The sequence below is a fragment of the Ruegeria sp. BHSA118 genome, from assembly GCF_059613405.1.
In genome coordinates, this window is record NZ_JBXWSM010000002.1 from 85,786 (window position 1) to 102,560 (window position 16,775).

The 16,775-nt window shown below is 58.9% G+C and carries 13 protein-coding genes and 1 tRNA gene; 8 read left to right on the plus strand and 6 right to left on the minus strand.

Translation table 11 applies throughout. The features are described from left to right. Positions 1-60: 60 nt before the first annotated feature. Positions 61-2,496 carry a GcvT family protein gene (locus tag AC2FNN_RS01225; RefSeq protein WP_496756021.1) on the minus strand — a complete coding sequence of 812 codons (2,436 nt, stop codon included), beginning with the start codon at positions 2,494-2,496 and terminating at the stop codon, positions 61-63. A gap of 181 nt (positions 2,497-2,677) precedes the next feature. On the opposite strand from AC2FNN_RS01225, the gene AC2FNN_RS01230 reads away from it, so the two are divergent. Both AC2FNN_RS01230 and AC2FNN_RS01235 read left to right on the plus strand, forming a co-directional pair. Continuing rightward, positions 2,678-4,198, plus strand: coding sequence for a trimethylamine methyltransferase family protein (locus tag AC2FNN_RS01230; RefSeq protein ID WP_496756022.1), 1,521 nt, complete (start codon positions 2,678-2,680; stop codon positions 4,196-4,198). 73 nt (positions 4,199-4,271) lie between these two features. Next, on the plus strand, positions 4,272-5,240 hold the full coding sequence (locus AC2FNN_RS01235; protein WP_496756024.1) for an agmatinase: 969 nt from the start codon (positions 4,272-4,274) through the stop codon (positions 5,238-5,240). Here the strand turns inward: AC2FNN_RS01235 and AC2FNN_RS01240 are convergent. The 4 genes from AC2FNN_RS01240 to AC2FNN_RS01255 all read right to left on the minus strand — a co-directional run bounded on the left by AC2FNN_RS01240 (position 5,237) and on the right by AC2FNN_RS01255 (position 9,919). Beyond that, positions 5,237-6,217, minus strand: a complete 981-nt coding sequence (locus tag AC2FNN_RS01240; RefSeq protein WP_496756025.1) for an arginase family protein — start codon at positions 6,215-6,217, stop codon at positions 5,237-5,239. The genes AC2FNN_RS01235 and AC2FNN_RS01240 overlap by 4 nt on opposite strands. A 54-nt stretch (positions 6,218-6,271) precedes the next feature. Then, entirely contained in the window at positions 6,272-7,861 is a 1,590-nt protein-coding gene (locus tag AC2FNN_RS01245; RefSeq protein ID WP_496756026.1) for an ABC transporter permease, read from the minus strand. Beyond that, entirely contained in the window at positions 7,854-8,891 is a 1,038-nt protein-coding gene (locus AC2FNN_RS01250) for a quaternary amine ABC transporter ATP-binding protein (protein WP_496756028.1), read from the minus strand. The genes AC2FNN_RS01245 and AC2FNN_RS01250 overlap by 8 nt, the downstream gene beginning before the upstream one ends. Positions 8,892-8,968: 77 nt before the next feature. Next, on the minus strand, positions 8,969-9,919 hold the full coding sequence (locus AC2FNN_RS01255) for an ABC transporter substrate-binding protein (RefSeq protein WP_496756029.1): 951 nt from the start codon (positions 9,917-9,919) through the stop codon (positions 8,969-8,971). A gap of 599 nt (positions 9,920-10,518) precedes the next feature. Between AC2FNN_RS01255 and AC2FNN_RS01260 the strand changes: the two genes are divergently transcribed. The 3 genes from AC2FNN_RS01260 to AC2FNN_RS01270 all read left to right on the plus strand — a co-directional run bounded on the left by AC2FNN_RS01260 (position 10,519) and on the right by AC2FNN_RS01270 (position 12,914). Then, a complete protein-coding gene (locus AC2FNN_RS01260) occupies positions 10,519-11,187 on the plus strand; it encodes a cupin domain-containing protein (RefSeq protein ID WP_496756030.1) in 669 nt (222 codons plus the stop codon). A 93-nt stretch (positions 11,188-11,280) separates the two neighbouring features. Beyond that, positions 11,281-12,357 carry a flavin monoamine oxidase family protein gene (locus AC2FNN_RS01265; protein ID WP_496756032.1) on the plus strand — a complete coding sequence of 359 codons (1,077 nt, stop codon included), beginning with the start codon at positions 11,281-11,283 and terminating at the stop codon, positions 12,355-12,357. Further along, complete coding sequence (locus tag AC2FNN_RS01270; protein ID WP_496756033.1) at positions 12,348-12,914, plus strand: TetR/AcrR family transcriptional regulator; 567 nt, start codon at positions 12,348-12,350, stop codon at positions 12,912-12,914. Before AC2FNN_RS01265 ends, AC2FNN_RS01270 begins: the two co-directional genes overlap by 10 nt. Positions 12,915-13,376: 462 nt before the next feature. Here AC2FNN_RS01270 and AC2FNN_RS01275 read toward each other — a convergent pair. After that, a tRNA-Ser gene (locus tag AC2FNN_RS01275) sits at positions 13,377-13,466 on the minus strand. A 202-nt stretch (positions 13,467-13,668) separates the two neighbouring features. Between AC2FNN_RS01275 and AC2FNN_RS01280 the strand changes: the two genes are divergently transcribed. Genes AC2FNN_RS01280 through tmk form a run of 3 tightly spaced genes read left to right on the plus strand, consistent with a single transcriptional unit; the run spans position 13,669 to position 16,773 of the window. Next, positions 13,669-14,967 (plus strand): SPOR domain-containing protein, encoded by a 1,299-nt coding sequence (locus AC2FNN_RS01280; protein ID WP_496756034.1) that lies wholly within the window; start codon positions 13,669-13,671, stop codon positions 14,965-14,967. Positions 14,968-14,983: 16 nt separating this feature from the next. Further along, positions 14,984-16,150, plus strand: coding sequence for a D-alanyl-D-alanine carboxypeptidase family protein (locus AC2FNN_RS01285; protein ID WP_496756035.1), 1,167 nt, complete (start codon positions 14,984-14,986; stop codon positions 16,148-16,150). Further along, positions 16,147-16,773, plus strand: a complete 627-nt coding sequence (gene tmk / locus AC2FNN_RS01290; RefSeq protein ID WP_496756036.1) for a dTMP kinase — start codon at positions 16,147-16,149, stop codon at positions 16,771-16,773. The genes AC2FNN_RS01285 and tmk overlap by 4 nt, the downstream gene beginning before the upstream one ends. Positions 16,774-16,775 lie beyond the last annotated feature (2 nt).

Genomic DNA, 16,775 nt, shown 5'->3' on the forward strand with positions numbered 1-16,775 from the left:
AACTAGCGAAGCAAAGTTTTGCCCATGCGGCAATGAAGAAGTTGATCGAAAGGGTCGATTCTAGGCTTTCATCCGCACAAAATCCGGGTCGTACGGGCTTGGGCTGATAACCGTCGCACCAATCCGATTCCCGCAGCTGTCCAGCTCCATTTCGCGGCCAACCTGCGCCAGGGACGGAAGAATGAAAGCGTGCGCCAGATTCAGTTCCGTGCGATGCCCCCATTCACCCGACGTGATAGTGCCAACGACGGTATCATCCTGCATCAGTGATGCGCCGGGATGCGCCGGGCCAAGGGTTGAATCGATGCGCAAGGGGACCAGCTTGCGTCGTGGTCCTTCCGACTTCCGTCTCAACAGGGCATCGCGCCCCACGAATGCACCCTTGTCCAGCCGGACGAACCGATCCAGCCCGGTTTCAAAAGGATCAAATTCCGTGATCAGATCGGCTTTCCAGTGCAAAAAGCTTTTCTCCATGCGCATGGATTCAACGGCCCTGGCACCGAACAGTTTCAGCCCGTGCGTTTCGCCGGCTTCGCGCAAGGCAAGATAGGCCGCATAGAGCGAGGCGTTGGGAACATGGATTTCATAGGCCAGCTCGCCCGAGTAACTCAGGTTCATGACCGTGGCCGGAGCAATACCGACAAAGCACTCGCGCACGCTGAGCCACGGGAACGCATCTGCCGACCAATCTCCTCTGGCGCAGGCTGACAAGACAGAACGCGACTTCGGGCCAGCCAGAACCAGAATGGTCTGATCATTTGTCAGGCTGCGCAACTGAACGTCCTCATCGCTGCGCAGATGCAGGCGCAACCAATCCATGTCGTGAAACTCGCTTGCCGCAGCGGAACCATACCAAACGCGGGCCGGACCCCTGTCGCTGGCGGGCAGATTGGCAATCGTCGCTTCTGCCTTGATCATACCCTGGTCGTTCAACAGGTATCCCAACCCGACACGCCCCTCACGCCCAGAAACAAGCCCGCAAAACAGCCGATCCAGGAATGCGTGCCTGTCCGATCCTGTGATCTCGATGCGGTTGAACCCGTTTACCTCTGCAAGCCCGACGCCGGTTCGAATGCTTTCGACTTCGGCGGCCACCAAATCGAAGGTTTCGTCAAAATCGAAACTGAGCGTCGGCGAAAAACCGGGATCGGTTTTGAAATAGTCCACCCTTTCCCATCCGTTGACCACAGTGAACTCGGCCCCTTCGGATGCCAGAACAGGCGTCAGAGGGGTTGTCTTGGCAGGTCGGCCCGCAGGGCGATGTTCATGCGGAAAATGGAACCTGAATTCGTTCTGATAATCTTCAATCGCCTTGAGCGCGGTGAGTTCCACATTGGCATGACCCGTAAATCTCCGCGGGTCGAGGCACCACGTGTCATAACATGCCTCGCCATGCACGATCTGCTGTGCCAGCAACCATCCGTGACCGCCACCTTCACCCAGCCCGGCCCGCAGTCCAATGATGCAGTACGCGTTGCGCTTGCCCGGAATCGGACCGACCAATGGGGCACCATCAATGGTATAGGTGATCGGCCCGTTGACCACGGTGTGAATACCAACCTCCATCAAGGCGGGCATGCGCGCAAAGGCCCCTTCCAGCACATCGGTCACGCGGTCCAGATCATCCGGGCACAATGCGTTCACGAAGTTCGGATCAATCCCGTCCATACCCCAGGTTTTGCACCCCTGCTCGTAGAACCCGAGCAACAGGCCGTTCTTTTCCTGCCGGCAATAGTAATCGCTGATCGGGCAGCGCAGCAGCGGCATCCGGTGCCCGGCATCCCGGATGGCCTCAATTTCTTCGGTCAGGAAATACTGATGTTCCATGGACGACACGGGATGATGAACACCCATCATGGCGCCGACTTCGTTGACCCTGTAGCCGCAGGCGTTGACGACGACATCACAGTCGATATCCCCGTGCTCGGTATGCACGGTCCAGGTGTCATCGCAGTGCTGTGTCAGCGCGGTCACCGGCGTATTTCGATACACCTCGGCGCCCGCCTTGCGTGCCCGGCGCGCAAGGGCCTGGCACAATTGCGCCGGATCGATGTCGCCGTCCAGCGGATCCCAAAGCCCACCGATGAGATTGTCGGTCGAAATCAACGGGTGTCGCCGGGCACATTCATCCGCGTCGATCACCTCGAAATGCACATCCATCCCCCGCGCCATCGACGCAAAGTGGCGATAGCCCTGCATTTGCCCTTCGGTGTTCGCCAGACGGATCCCACCGTCTGCGTGGTGATAGTTGATAGGGTAATCTGGATCGTCGGCCAGTTCCTTGTACAGACGGATCGAATGAGACTTCAGGCCGACCATCGTCTGGTTCATGCCGAAATTGGTGACCTGCGCCGCCGAATGCCATGTCGTGCCCGAGGTCAGTTCATTCCGTTCGACCAAAACCACATCGGTCCACCCTTCCCGGGTCAGGTGGTAGAGCGTCGAACATCCGGCGATCCCGCCCCCTATCACAACGGCTCTGGTACGCGACTTCATGGCATTGCTCCTTCATCTTCGGGACCAGTCTTGCTGAATAACGGGAAGGGCAGACAACAGGGCAGATGCGGGTGCCGGAAAATCGAAACCGCGATTTCGGATTCTGAAAACGGCACTTCTTCTTTGATACCGGGACAATTTGGGTCCTACGGTGCAGGAAAACGCAAGGTAACGAAAACACATGCCATCCGACAGCATCAAACGAAGCGGACGCAAAGCACGGCATGCACAGCGTGCGGCCAAGCCCGTCATTGATCCTTGCCCGCCCGGTCAGAAAGGCGGGGCATTCAAGCCCTTGAGCCCATCGGAAATCGAGAAAATCTATGACACGGCGCTGCGTTTGCTGGAAGAGCTGGGGATGGGAGACGTGCCGGACAGGCTGGCGATCGATCTCAGGGCGGCGGGTGCCCAGGATCGGGAACAGAACAGGTTGGTTTTTCCCCGTTCAATGGTCAAACAGGCTATCGCCTCGGCCGCGAAGCGCTTTACCTTTCATGGCCGGGATGAAAATCGATCCATTGAGTTGGGTGGCGACCGCGTGTATTTTGGCACCGGCGGTGCTGCGGTTCAGACCCTTGATATCAACAGCGGGCTTTATCGCCCGTCCACCTTGGCCGATCTGCATGATTTCACCCGGCTACAAGATACGCTGGCCAATGTGAGTTGGTTCACCCGGTGCTGCGTGGCGACCGACGTCCCCGATGTGTTCGATCTGGACGTCAACACCGTTTACGCTTTGGTACGCAACACAACCAAGCCAATGGCAACGTCTTTCACGTTGGCGGAACATGTCGGCCCGATCGTCGAGATGCTGGACATCGTCGCCGGAGGGGCCGGGGAATTCGCCAAACGCCCCTTCCTGAAAGCCCATATAAGTCCGATCATTTCACCAATGCGATACGGCGAGGATGCCGTGGACGTAGTTTATGAGTGCATCGCCAACAACATACCGATGTCCTGCATCACGGCCGCGCAGGCGGGCGCAACCGCCCCGGCAACTCTGGCCGGATTTCTGGCGCAGTCACTGGCCGAAACGCTGGCCAGTCTCGTGATGGTCAACGCGATCAAACCCGGCTTTCCGATGGTCTTTTCCAACTGGCCCTTCATCGTGGATCTCAGGACCGGCTCATTCGCAGGGGGCAGCGGCGAGACCGCAATCCTGAATGCGGCGTCGGCGCAAATCACGAACTGGCTGGGTTTGCCGTCGGGCGTGGCCGCTTCGATGGCCGATGCCAAGGCCATCGACGCCCAGCATGGGGCAGAAAAAGGCATCACGTCGCTGGCGGCAGCGCTGGCAGGAGGCAATCTGATCTATGAAAGCTCGGGGATGACGGCATCTCTGCTCGGGGTCAGTTTCGAGGCTTTCGTTCTGGACAACGAAATGCACTCGCACACGTATCGCGTCTTGCGTGGGATCGAGGTCACCGAAGCGAACCTTGGCTTTGACGCCATATGCCATTCGGTTCTGGGCGATGGGCATTTTCTGGGCAGCAAGCAAACCTATGAAGCCATGGAACGAGACTATTTCTATCCGAAACTCGCCGATCGTCAGGAGCCCCGCACCTGGCAAACCGATGGTGCGATGGATGCGTGGTCATCCGCACGGCGCGTCGCTCAAGAGGTGTTGCGCACGCATTACCCCGAATATCTCACCCCTGAACAAGACGCCGAAATCCGCCGGCGTTTTCATATCCTGTCTTGAAGAGCGGCGGGCATTTCCAGCCCGGTCCTGAACCGCTAGGGTCGCTGAAGAAACTTGCAGAGGATGGGGCATCATGGCCGATTCATTTTTTCAACCGGTATCCGCCATGGAACTGGCCCGATTTGCCGGCATTCCCGCATTCATGCGCCTGCCCATGCTGGATCTGGCGCACGAACGGATCTCGGAGGTCGAACTGGGCATCGTCGGTATCCCTTGGGACGGCGGAACCACCAATCGCCCCGGCGCCCGGCATGGTCCGCGGCAATTAAGGGATTATTCCACCATGATCAGGGCGATGAACCCGGTTACGGGTGTGGCACCGTTTTCAATGGTGAACTGCGCAGATCTAGGAGACGTCGCCCCCAATCCCGTCGACATAGAAGACACGCTGGATCGGGTCACGCGTTTCTACACGGATCTTCGAACCCACAACATCACACCCTTGACCGCCGGAGGGGATCACCTGACCACCCTGCCCGTCCTGCGAGCCCTGGCCGCTTCGGGTCCGGTTGGTCTGATCCAGTTCGACAGTCACACGGACTTGTTCGACACTTATTTCGGAGGTCACAAATTCACCCACGGCACCCCGTTCCGCCGCGCGGTCGAGGAAGGGTTGGTGAACCCAAAGCGTTTTGTACAAGTCGGAATCCGTGGCACGGCCTACAACACTGAAGATATCGAATGGGGCGAGGCGCAGGGCATCCGCATCATTCGCGTCGAAGAGCTGTTCGACCGGGGCATGGACGACGTCATGAACGAGGTGCGCGAAATCGTTGGCATGCAGCCGACCTACTGCACCTATGACATCGACTTTGTCGATCCAACTTACGCCCCCGGTACAGGAACACCTGAAATCGGCGGGCCCAACAGCTTTCAGGCTCAGCAGGTCATTCGCAGGATGTCCGGCCTGAACCTTGTTGGCGCCGATCTTGTCGAAGTGTCACCGCCATTCGACCCCCAAGGTGGAACGGCATGGCTTGGCATCTCGCTGATGTTCGAGCTGCTTTGCGTTCTGGCACAGGCGATCGACGCGCGGCGCTAGGCCCGCGCGACGTTCTCGGCAATCATCGAAATCATCTCGAACATCACCGCCGCCGCCGTCAGCGCGGTGATGTTGTTGGGGCTGTCCTTGGTGGGCATCATGCAGACCACATCGCCGCCGATGATGTTCAATCCGCGCGCCGCACGCAGGATGCCGACCGCCTCATCTATGTCAAACCCCTTCTCGCCCGGTTCCAGATTGGACACGGCCGGCGCGACGGTTGGGTCAAGACAGTCCAGATCAAAGGTGATGTAAACCGGGCGGTCACCCAAAACCTCTTTGGTCTGCGCCACGACGTCCTGCAATCCGCGCTGTCGGAACTCTCGCATGGTGACGATGTTGTACCCGTAATCGTAAGACGGTTGCAGCCAGTCCAGACTGCGTGGATGGCCCCGCAGACCGATCTGCATCGACCGGGTTGGATCCACCTGCCCCTGATCGGCCAGATAGGCCCCCCAGTGGGCCGCGGATTTCTTGGCCCCCAGAAAGTGATCGACCTTGGTAAAGACGTCCGTATGCGCGTCCAGATGCAGAAAGCTGACCGGCTGCCCGCCTGCAAGCTTGCCGTTACCCAAAGCCTGAACAATGCCACCGGTGATGGAATGGTCGCCCCCGACGGAAACGGGGCGCGCTCCGGCCATGTCTATGGTCTTGTAGAATTCAGTGATGCGTTCGATGCAGTCTTCGTTGTCGTTGGCCTTTGGAAAGGGCACATCACCAACATCGGCGATCCGCGCACTCTGCCAGGGATCAATTTCAAAGACCGAGTGCACCCGGCGTTGTACGGCCGAGACATGCCGCAACGCGCGTGGCCCCAGGTGCTGGTCCCGTTCGGTCGTGCCGTTGCCCGTCGAATGCGGCACGCCGGCCAGCGCAATATCCTGCCCTTCGGGCCCGACATTGGGACACCGGAACAATGTGGGCACGCCCCACCAATACAGGTTGTCCATCATCGATTGTTCATACGGATCTGTCATGGTTTCCTCGGATCAAAGAAAAGCGCCCCCGATCAGAACCGGGGGCGTTTGCGCTCAGAGTTTTTCGTCTTCCCGCCGGAATGCGCCCTGCACGATCCGGTCCATGACCATGGCAAGGAACAGGATGGCAAAACCCCCCAGAAGGCCCGGCCCCTTGGCAGCGTATTGCAGCGCCTCGAGGATCTCCTTTCCCAAACCGCCCCCGCCAATCAGCGAGATGATGACGACCATGGACAGGCACATCAGGATCGTCTGGTTCACACCGGTCATGATCGATGGCAGCGCCAGCGGGATTTCAACACCCTTCAACAGTTGCCATTTCGACGCGCCAAAGGCGACGGCTGCTTCTTTGATGCTTTCAGGCACCCCGCGCATGCCCAGTGCCGTCAGGCGGATCACAGGCGGCATGCCAAAGATGATGGTGGCCAGAATCCCCGGCGGGTTGCCGGTGCCGAAGAAGGCGATGATCGGGATCAGGTAAACGAAGGCGGGAAGCGTCTGCATCAGGTCCAGAACCGGTTCCGCCGCGCGATACGCGCGCTGCGATTTGCCGAACCAGATACCCAGCGGAATGCCGAAAACGACGCACAGCAACACCGCCGCACCGACCAGAGCAACCGTTTCCATCGCCACGCCCCAATACCCCAGCAACGCGATATAGGCCAGGGAAGACGCGGTGAAGATGGCAACCCTTGGCCCCGCCGCGCGCCAGGCGGTCACACAGATGACCAGCATGACCACCGGCCAGGGTGACCCGATCAGCGCAATCGTCAGCGCATCAAGCACCGATCGCACGCCCGCCACGATCCCGTCAAAGATGTCGCCGCCCGCCGCCGCCGCGGCATCAATCCTGGCCTCCATCCAGCTTGCCAGGCTCGAGAACAGCGTGCCGTTGCCTTCGCCAAGAAATATCGCAGACACTTGCTGTTCCGGAAACGCATCCAACAATGGAAGGGATGCGTTCACGGTGAACTTGTACACAATCAAAGGTCCGATTGCTGCGACAAGGATTGCACCCATGACGATATTACGGGTCGAACGCCCGCTTTCAGTGCTGTCCGGATCGATGCGCCAGTTCGAATACTGTTTTTCGTAGACGCGGTCAGCGTAGAACCCTTGAACCAACTTGAACACCAGCAACATCAACAACCCGGTAATCAGGATTCCTGCCGCCTCGGACTGGGCAGCGGCAGCCCTTTCCAGACTTGTGGCCGCTGCTTTTTGTATGTTCTCGGCCAGTTTGGTGAAACGGTCGATATCGGCCTGTTCCGTGGCATCCGCTGCGCGCGCCAACAGTTCGGCCGCGCGTTCCTGCTGACGTGCGGCGCGCTCGGCGAAATCCGCGCCGGGATTGCCCCACGCGCCCCTGCCGATCTGGACCCACGCGATGATTTCAAGGATCAGAAAGGTCCAGAACATGCCCCAAATGGCGCGTGACGCAGACCAGAATGGCCCCAGCACCGCGGCCCACGTGTTGAACGTGTTGGGAATCGCGCTGGTCGCATCATGAATCCTGTGGAACGCATTGACATAGTAGTCCCCGTTCGGACCAGCGAACTCTTTGATGGAAAGGTCCAGGGCCTCGCGATCGACCTCGATATCAGAGGCGGCAGTTACTTTCATCTCTGTTGCTGCATCAGTCATTTTTGCCCCCTTGGATACCGCGCAACAGGCGCGGCTTGGTCACGACACCCACATCGATACCCGCATCCGTGATGACGACCGGCAGATCAGAATTCACGGCCAGGTCGATCAGTTGATCCAGATCCGCGCCCTCGTCGGCTCGGGGCGCACCGTCAAGTGACCCTGAATAACTGTCCAACGGCTCCATGATGGAATGCGCCTTGACCAGTTTGAGCTTTGAGATGCCCTGAACGAATTCGCGCACGTAATCGTCGGACGGGTTCATGACGATGTCTTCGGGGGTTCCGATCTGTACGATGACGCCATCCTTCATGATCGCAATCCGGTGGCCGATCCGAATGGCCTCGTCCAGATCGTGGGTGATGAACAGCGTGGTCTTTTTGAGCTGCGCCACAAGTGCTTTGAACTGGTCCTGCAATTGCAGGCGGATCAGCGGATCCAGAGCAGAGAAAGGTTCATCCATCAACAGGATTTCCGGGTCCGAAGCCAGCGCCCGCGCGATCCCCACGCGTTGCTGCATCCCGCCCGAAAGCTCTTTGGGCAGGCGGTCCTCGTAACCTGTCAGATTCACCAGGCTCAGCGCGTGATCCGAGACGGCCCAGCGCTTTGACTTGGACACCTTTCGGATCTCCAATGGATAGGCCACGTTATCGCGCACGGAACGATGCGGCATCAGCGCCATATGCTGAAAGACCATACCGATTTGCTGGGCACGAATGCGCCGCAACTCGGATTCCGACAGTTTCGAAACATTGTGACCCAGAATTTCGATCCGGCCCGCCGTCGGTTCGATCAATCGATTCACGTGTCGCACCAATGTGGACTTGCCCGAGCCGGACAGCCCCATGATACAGAAAATCTCACCCCTCGGCACTTCGAACGTGGCACCTTGAACACCAACCACACAGTTGAAACGTTCCAGAACCTCCGGCTTGCCTATGCCTTCGCTTCTGACGGCTTCCATTGCCTCTTCGGCACGCGAGCCGAAGATCTTCCAAACGTTTTCCAATTTTACGACAGGTTCGTCCATTTATCCCCCCAGGGCGATGCCCTGCCCGACAGAAAAAGGCCGCCGCGGTTTTGCGCGACGGCCCGATGAGTGGTGATTTAGTTTGTCAGCCAGCCGATGACGGTATCTTCATTCGCAGCCACCCATTCCTTGGCGAAATCCGCGGCTTCGATGTTGTCGACGGCCAGCGCCTTGCCCATCGCGCTCAGATCGTCGCCTGTCATCTGGTAGTTGCTGAACAGGGCGGCCACTTCGGGATAGCTCTCTTCCAGTTCCTTGGCGTAGTGCAAATGAAGCGTTGCCCCGTTCCAGGCCGAGGACGCCTCGGACTTGGACAGCCAATCCGGATCATCCGTGGGCTGAACGATTGTCCAGGTGGCCGGGTCATGAGGCGGTTCTTCCAGTACCGTCAGATCCTGTGTCACGAAGATATAGTGGGGGCTGTAGCAGAACCCGATCCACGGGTCGCCCGCTTTGGTCGCATTTGCCAGATTGGCATAGGCGATGGTTTCCTCGTATTCCGTCAAATCGAAGATCTGGTCATAGCCATAGGACTTGGCCCGGATCTTCTCGACAACGGTCGACGCCCAACCCGGCGCACCGATCCATACTTCGGGTGTTCCGTTGCCATCGATATCAAAGATCGCGACCTTGTCGGGGTCGCTCAGGTCATCGATCGATTTGATGTCATATTGTTCCGCGATATAGGTCGGCACGCACATGCCCTGCTCGGCCTGAACCGGATTTTGGTTCATGACGACGGTGCCGTTTTCCTTGACATAGGTATCGTGCAGGTTCTGCTGATTGGGCATCCACACTTCCGGATGGACATGCATCGAGCCGCTGTCCATGGCTTCGAAGACAATCGGGTTGGTGCCGTTTTGCAATTCCACGTCCAGGCCGAGGTTCTCTTCGATCACGACCTCAAGAATATGTGCCGTGGCGTTCACCGAGGCCCAGTTGGGCACACCGATCACGATATCTGCGGCCATGGCCGGCCCGGCAATCGCGAAGGACGCGCTTCCAAGTAGCGTTGCAGTTTTTTTCATCTGATATCTCCGTGTTGGGTCGTATCCGCGTTTGTTTTTCTCACCCTTTCGGGCAGTGGTGCGCTCAGGTTTTTTGGTGTGGAAAGGCCGCGCCTTTCGGGTTTTTTGGGCCAGCAAATTCACAGGCTTACATAGCTCCAAAAGTGAAGCATGCGGATGCGCTACCCTTCAAGGGATACGTTTTTATACCTCTTGAATGCGGTATTTTCGCAAGTTTGTTTCGACTACCCGCAATTTAAAACTGCCCCTCCGAAACCTGTGAATCCGAAAATACCCGCTGGTTTCTTGAGCACTGAAATGCCCCGTGCAGAAGGCACAAAAAGTTTCAAAACGGGTGGTGAAGCTGCCCTTTCGCACGAAGCAACTGATATCATTCCGATACTTCACGGGCCTGATCTTGCGTATCGCGCCCACCCCCAAAAAAGGCGTGGCACTTCTTCCCGGCAATTGCGTCACCCAACCGTAAAACCAAGCCCCACTGACAAGAAACCGTTCAACACTCTGTGAAAGGCGTCGCCTATTCCAACATTTCAGTTGGCATTTGCCTACCTACTGGTAGATAGTCATCCTTGTCGCAACCAAGAAAGAGAACTGACCCCATGGAAATCAATTCGGACTTCTCTGACCGCGTGGTCGTTCACTCAAACCAGCTGGAGTGGCAGGCCTCTCCCATGAAGGGTGTGGATCGCAGGATGCTGGACAGGATCGGAGGCGAGGTCGCACGGGCCACCACTATCGTACGTTATGCGCCGGGCAGTCATTTCTCGGCCCACACCCATACGGGCGGCGAGGAGTTCATTGTCCTTGACGGTGTATTTCAGGATGAACATGGCGACTATCCGGCGGGGACCTATGTGCGCAATCCGCCAACCTCGCAGCACACACCGGGGTCGGAACCGGGCTGCACCATCTTCGTCAAGCTCTGGCAGTTCGACCTGGACGACCGAACCCAGTTTCGCAAAAACATGGTGGATGAGCTGCGCGCGCCTGCAAACGGTATCGCCACCGCAGTCCTGCATGAGGATGCGCGCGAGATCGTCACCTACTCTCATCTGGACGCGGGCGCCACCCTGCGCTCGGACGCCCCTGGCGGGATCGAGGTTCTGATCATCGACGGGTCGGTCACCGAAGGCGGTGATGAACTGGTCAAAAACGATTGGCTGCGCCTTCCTGAAGGCCACAGCCTGATGGCCGCTGCGGGGCCGGGTGGGGCCAAGATCTGGATGAAGACAGGCCACCTGCCTTACGCCCAACCGCCGGCGGTGTAACCGATGGCTGGACAAAAACCCCTGGAGCAACAACCCCGGTCGACCTGGATCCAAAAGCTGGACCTGCACCCTGCAACTGAGGGGTTCTGACCCATGCGCACTGATACGCTCATCATCGGCGGCGGGCTATCAGGGCTTGGCCTGGCGACACAGCTTGTGGATCAGGGTCAGGAAGTACTGGTTGTTGAGGCACGCGGCCGTCTGGGCGGGCGCATTCTGACCGAGGTCCAGGGGGGCGCCCATCTGGACATGGGGCCGGCTTGGTTCTGGCCCGGCCAGCCACGAATTGCAGCGCTGACTGACCGGCTGGGCCTGCACCGGTTTGACCAATTCAGTTCCGGCGCGCTGAGCTTCGAAGATGAACAGGGCCGTGTTGAGCGGGGCCGCGGGTTTTCATCCATGGAAGGGTCATATCGTCTGGTCGGGGGGCTCGCTGCTTTGACGGATGCTCTGTCGGCACGGTTGCCGGATGGGGCAATCCACCTGTCCACGCAGATCACCGCCTTGGCCCGCACTGAAGGCGGAGTTCGGGTCACCACGCAATCTGGGCAGCATATTTGGGCAAGGCGTGTGGTACTTGCCATGCCCCCACGCATCGCGGCCGAGTTGATCTATGAGCCCGCCCTGCCCGATGGCACGTTGTCAGCCATGCGGCACATCGCGACCTGGATGGCCGGTCAGGCCAAAGCGGTTGCGGTCTATGATACTCCGTTCTGGCGCGAAGACGGGCTGTCAGGGGGCGCCATGAGCCGGCGCGGGCCCATGGTGGAAATCCATGACGCGTCGCCTGCCAGCGGTGGTCCCTTCGCGCTGTTCGGTTTCATCGGTATCGCTGGGCAAGCGCGCCGGGATGAAGGGGCTTTGCGGCAGCAGGTTCTGGCTCAGCTGGGGCGCTTATTCGGGCGCAAGGCGACCAGCCCCATCGCGCTTTTGCTAAAAGACTGGGCGTTTGACCGCTTCACAGCCACCGACCTGGATCTTCAGCCCGTATATGCCCATCCGCAATACGGCATGCCCAAGGCCATGACGCGGATCTGGGAAGACCGGATCATTTTCAGTGGCACTGAAACAGCCGCGCAATTTGGGGGATATCTTGAAGGCGCATTGGAAGCGGCAGAAAACACCGCGGCATTGTTGAGCGCAAGAAGGAGGAGCCCGGCATGGAATTAGACACCAAAACTGCTCTGCTGAATTCTGCCGAATTTGCCGTACGCAGCAAAGGCTTCGACGGGTTCAGCTATGCCGACCTTGCCAATGATGTGGGCATCCGCAAGGCATCGATCCACTATCACTTCCCGACCAAAGCCGCGCTGTCAGCAGCTTTGATGACACGCTACCATACCGAGTTTACCGGGCGCTGCGTCGAGATCGAGGAAACTTGTGACACGGCGGGCGCGCGCATGCGTGCACTGATCGCGCTGTATCGTGCGGCTTTGAACGACGGAAAAACCCTGTGCTTATGTGTGTCGCTGATCATCAGCCGGGAAAGCTTGTCGAATGAGGTTACCGACAAAATCCGCGAGTTCCGGCGCATGGTGACCCGGTGGATCGAGAATGTCTTTGCGCTTGGCAAAACAGATCATTCGATCACGGGTGTTGAGGATCCGAAAGCAGAAGCACGCGCGGCATTGGCCTTGCTGGAAGGCGCTCATCTGACGGCGCGGGCCGAGAAGACCACCCGAACATTTGATGACGCCGTGGAAGTTCTATCAGCGCGGTGTTTGTGACACGGCCCAAGCTTGCGCATACAGAATGGCCGTGTCGATTGTTGAGGCGCCTGCCTGCCTCAACCCGGTTTTTCATACGAGACCAGCAATTCAACCCGCAAGGCTGAAAGCCACACTCCGGCTTGACCCGGGCCGAGTTTCTGGCCGCCCCCCGCCCCAGTCCCATTTCGGGTGATCATCCGGGGGCGGTCTTCGTAGATGCCGATATTGCCTGCGATACAGCGCAGCAAGCGAATTGGCCGAGGCTGGGTATACTGACCACCAGATTGCGGCCACCACAGGTCACAATAGCCTCTCGATGGTTCAAGAATACTCGAAAGGTGCCGGCCAAAAGCGACTCGCAAAGCGGGCTCAGACCAAGCGGACCAGAACAGGAACCAAACATGGGAATATTCTGGAGAAACCGTAGGTTTGGAAAATACAGGAAGTGGTCAGCGTGTGGTCGGATTTGCCATATTTCAATGGCGGGGAGACAGGGATTCGAACCCTGGGGACGCTCTCACGCCCAACGGTTTTCAAGACCGCCGCATTCGACCACTCTGCCACCTCCCCGTCGACAGCAGGGTCTAAGGCCAAGTTCGACCAGAGGCAAGTCGAAATCGGGAAATCTTGCCGAAGCCTGTGCAGCGGTCTTTCCATGACACTTCAGCCACGTTATGATCCGCAGGAAAGACCGCAACATGCTGGCATTCAGAACCAGCAGACCGGCAGTGGGGTTCGGAAAACGAAACCCCTTCAGGCAAGGGAAAAGCAGATGAAGCGAGCGATCGAGACACGCCCGGGGCCGAAACGGCTGGCGTATCTGGCGTTGACTTTCACGTTATTGGCCGGATGCGAAGAGGTTTTGTCAACTTCTGACTCGGCTGAAAAACCGGAAGACAATTCGGGCAAGACGGAACTCCTGCCCGAGGTGGCCACCGGCTCTCAGCGTGATATCGAGGCCCCCGAGGTTTTTCAGACAACCGAAGCAGGGCTTTGGGATGGCCGGCCGTCTCTTGGCGGGATATGGGTTGCGCACCCGGATGCGTCCCAACCTGAACGTGTCGTGATCAGAAACACGTCCAACAACAAATCCGTGACCGGCGCCCTGTTCCGGCGCGAGCGCAACCTGCCCGGACCTGCGCTTCAGGTCTCGTCCGCTGCCGCGAAAGAGCTGGGAATGCTTGCGGGCGCGCCGACAAAAGTCAGCATCGTCGCACTGCGCCGTGAAAAGATCGAAGAACCATCGCCAGAGGATGCGCCAGAGGCAGAAGAATCGACAGCCGAAACCACGGCCGCAGTTGCTGACGGAGCGTCCGACACTCAAACGTCCACAGAGCCGGAAAAACCGGTCAAACGGAAGTGGTGGCAGAAAAAGGAACCACCCGCCGCCGCGGCTGGGACGGCTGCGGTTGCAGCGGGTGTGGCCAGTTCATCCGATGAAACGGCTGAAGACGTCGAGACCGCAGGCGAAGATGCCGAGACGCCGACATCAGCCGACGATCAGATCGAAGCACCTGCCGAAAAACCTGCCAAGCGGAAATGGTGGCAGAAGAAAGCCCCCGCAGCTGCGGCTGCGGGAACTGCCGTGGCCGCGGCAGATACAGCGACCGACAGCGCAGACGTAGCCGCCGAAGCCGCTGCAGCCGTGGCGACGCCCTCTTTGTCGGATGCACCGGTCACGCCCCCCGCCGAGCGACCTGCCAAGCGGAAATGGTGGCAAAAGAAAGACCCCGCTGCGATCACCGAAACACCGCTGGACCCGGTGGAGGGGGCCGAAGCCGCAATTGATGCGTCAGACGCCACGCCTGTTGCCGCCGCCGCGACATCGGCGACATCTTTGAACAAACCTTATGTTCAGATTGGAACCTTCAGCGTCGAGGCGAACGCAAAGTCAGCAGCCCAAAAGGTGCGTCGCAACGGATTGCCCACAGTTGTTCGGGAACTGAAAACAGCAAATAGTACAGTCTGGCGCGTGCTGGTCGGCCCGGCCTCAACCCGGGCCGAGCGCAAAGCCTTTCAAAAGGACGTGAAAGACCTTGGCTTCAAAGATGCGTTCACGGTAACCGACTAATTCAGGGAGGCGTAACATGCTATCCTCAATACGAACATCTGTTCTGGCTCTTGGGCTTGCCGTTCTGGCGATACCGGCCCAGGCTTTTGATACATCCGCCCGCGCGGCTTACGTTATCGACCAGACCACCGGCACCGTGCTGCTGTCGAAAGAAGCCGACCAACCGTTGCCGCCTGCGTCGATGTCCAAGCTCATGACGCTTTATGTTGCGTTCGAAGCATTGCGGGACGGGCGCTTGACGCTGGACGAAACGCTGCCTGTTTCGGATCACGCGATGAGCTATGGCGGCTCGACGATGTTCCTGAATACGCAGGATCGCGTTCGTGTCGAAGATCTGCTGCGCGGTATTATAGTTTTGTCGGGCAATGACGCCTGCGTCGTCATTGCCGAAGCGCTCAGCCCGGATGGCACCGAAGCAGGATTTGCGCGATACATGACCCAGCGCGCCAAGCAGATGGGCATGAACAATTCGAACTTCGCAAATTCAAACGGCTGGCCCGCCGCCGGGCATATGATGTCGGTTCATGATCTGGCCGTACTTGCAGACCGGCTGATCACCGACTTTCCAGAATACTACCCCCTTTTCGCCGAAGAAGTTTTCGAATTCGATGGCCGCGCGCCGTCAAACGCACGCAACCGCAACCCGTTGCTGCGGCTGGATATCGGCGCAGATGGCCTGAAAACCGGCCATACGCAAGAAGCGGGCTATGGCCTTGTCGGGTCCGCCAAACAAGGCGACAGGCGTGTGATCTTTGTGCTGACGGGCCTCGACAGCACCGGCCAGCGCGCAGAGGAGGCTGAGGCCGTGGTTAACTGGTCGTTTCGAAATTTTGTCGAGAGGACAGTTGCCACCGCGGAAACGCCGATAGCCGAAGCCAAACTGTGGATGGGCGAGAAAAAGACCGTGGGGCTTGTTCCCGAAGGTGATCTGAACGTGCTGTTCCCTGTTCTGGGGGCTCAGAATGTCGAGGCCGAAGTGGTCTATGACGGCCCGATCAACGCGCCCGTCAAGAAAGGTCAGCAACTGGCCGAACTGGTGATCAAGCCCGAAGGGTTGCCGGAAATCCGGCGCCCGCTGGTGGCAGCCGAAGATGTTGCGATTGGCGGGTTTGTGGTGCGCATGCTGACCGTCGGCGGTATCGTATTGAAAGACGTGATCAACAACCCGCTGGAGTCGATGTGACGAAAGCGGGGTTATTTCTGACCTTCGAAGGCATTGACGGTTCAGGCAAGTCAACCCAGGCGCGGATGCTGGCGGAACATCTGCGCGCGCAGGGTCACGAGGTGGTACTGACGCGCGAACCCGGCGGTTCCGCGGGGGCCGAGGAAATTCGCAGCCTGGTTTTGGAGGGCGACCCGGATCGCTGGTCGGCCGAGACCGAGATTCTGCTGTTCACCGCAGCCCGCCGCGACCATCTGGAGCGTACAATCGAGCCCGCTCTGGCGGCAGGGAAAGTCGTGATCTGCGACCGCTTTGCTGACAGCACACGAATGTATCAGGGCTTGTCCCGGGGTGATCTGCGAAATCTGGTGGATCAGTTGCACAGCCTGATGATCGGGCGCGAACCGGACATGACGCTGCTGATCGACATGGACCCTGAAACGGGCCTGGCACGCGCCAAGGGGCGACAAGGCACCGAAGAACGGTTCGAGGACTTTGGCCCGGAATTGCAGAAGAAGATGCGCGCCGGGTTTCTGGCGCTGGCCGATGAGTTCCCCGACAGGTTTCACATCGTGGATGGCAACAGGGACATGGACAGCGTTGCGCAGGATGTGACAGAAATCGTCCAGACAGCACTGCGGTAGAC